Here is a 1,264-nt window from a genome sequence, read left to right as displayed (position 1 = left end):
ATAATGATCTTGATTATTACAGTGATGAAGGGAGCATTGATGTTGAAAACGGTCGTCGGATGGTCACGCTTGTTGAAGGACATTATAAACAAAAATACAATAAAGTCAATAGTTTGTTTGTAATTATTTTATAAGAATCCACTTAAGAATCCACACTTTTATACGTGATTCATTTGACTATTTTTTATATAAGATTGCCATGCATGAATAGATCCAAAAAAGCTAATCATAAAGAAGTTTAAGAAGAAAAAACAACTTCAAAATGTCCTTCAAGCGTTTTAACTTCTTTCGGATTAACAATAATCTTTATATCGTTTCCCAATTTTGCCAAACACTCAAGCATTTTCATTTCACTAATTCCTCGAAATTCTCCACTTAAGAGTTTAGACAGTTTTGGTTGAGTCATTTTCAAAAGTTGACTAGCCTGTTTTTGTGTTAAGTTCTTTTCTTTCAGAATTTGACTAATCTTATGAGCAAGTTGCGCTTTGATAAGCATCTCTCTGGAATCTGAAAAGCCAAGATCCGCATAAACATTGGAACTACCGTGAAAAACATTGATCATTTTAATTCCCTTCTAATTGTTCTGCTAACTTGAGACGTTCTTTAATCAGATTAATGTCTGGTTTTGGTGTTGCAATGCCACGGGTCGATTTTTTCTGAAAACAATGCAACACATAAAGAGATTTTTTATATTGTATCGTATAAACAGCGCGATAAGTTCCTTGAATATCGCGTTCAATAATTTCTAGAATATTGGCAGATCCAAACCCCTTGAGAACCTTAACATTTTCTCCTCTATCTCCTATCTGAGCAAGATAAAGAGCATAACCAATCCTTTGTTGAATAAGATCAGGAAGACTTTTTATATCTTTGAGTGAAGAACCAAGCCATATGATACGTTTTATTTTACTCATGATTATTAATATACTCATATGGGTATATTTTCAAGTGGTTATTCTAATTTTGTGATTTTTTAATAACTATTATTAATAAAATTGACTTGATAAAAATGGTAACAAAAAACCATAATTGTTTATTTATCTTATGAAAAGCTGCTTTTGAAACCCAACGCTCGTAAATGTAAAAAGAACGTTTTTTGCAGATATTTATTGAATATGCATTTGCTTTTGATTGGATTGTTAAAGCTACCGAGCATTTTGATACGTTTGATAGCCATAACAAGCGTTTTATAGGTTCTCTCATTCAAATGAGTGATTAAAGATCATACGCATCATTTACATTCCTTTTGATAAGTTTTCATATC

General features: G+C 31.1%; 3 protein-coding genes. 1 reads left to right on the top strand and 2 read right to left on the bottom strand.

Features of this window, described 5'->3' with window-relative positions; translation table 11 throughout:
- Positions 1 to 238 precede the first annotated feature (238 nt).
- Positions 239 to 562 carry a helix-turn-helix domain-containing protein gene (locus ACFINH_RS09845; protein ID WP_015856199.1) on the bottom strand — a complete coding sequence of 108 codons (324 nt, stop codon included), beginning with the start codon at positions 560 to 562 and terminating at the stop codon, positions 239 to 241.
- A gap of 1 nt (position 563) precedes the next feature.
- The gene (locus tag ACFINH_RS09840) at positions 564 to 914 is read right to left on the bottom strand and encodes a type II toxin-antitoxin system RelE/ParE family toxin (protein WP_375632986.1); all 351 of its coding nucleotides are present in this window, start codon (positions 912 to 914) and stop codon (positions 564 to 566) included.
- Positions 915 to 1,096: 182 nt separating this feature from the next.
- On the opposite strand from ACFINH_RS09840, the gene ACFINH_RS09835 reads away from it, so the two are divergent.
- The gene (locus tag ACFINH_RS09835) at positions 1,097 to 1,219 is read left to right on the top strand and encodes a hypothetical protein (RefSeq protein ID WP_375632984.1); all 123 of its coding nucleotides are present in this window, start codon (positions 1,097 to 1,099) and stop codon (positions 1,217 to 1,219) included.
- The last annotated feature ends 45 nt before the right edge of the window (positions 1,220 to 1,264 follow it).

The organism is Bartonella sp. AA74HLJMH (genome assembly GCF_042197045.1).
Classification (GTDB): Bacteria; Pseudomonadota; Alphaproteobacteria; order Rhizobiales; family Rhizobiaceae; genus Bartonella.
Note: the sequence above shows the minus strand (reverse complement) of the source record. Positions and strands in the feature narration are given on the sequence as shown.

What these genes read in the sequence shown, in the direction of transcription:
- ACFINH_RS09840 (WP_375632986.1), bottom strand. Translation starts at nt 914, where the DNA reads ATGAGTAAAATAAAACGTATCATATGGCTTGGTTCTTCACTCAAAGAT.
- ACFINH_RS09845 (WP_015856199.1), bottom strand. Translation starts at nt 562, where the DNA reads ATGATCAATGTTTTTCACGGTAGTTCCAATGTTTATGCGGATCTTGGC.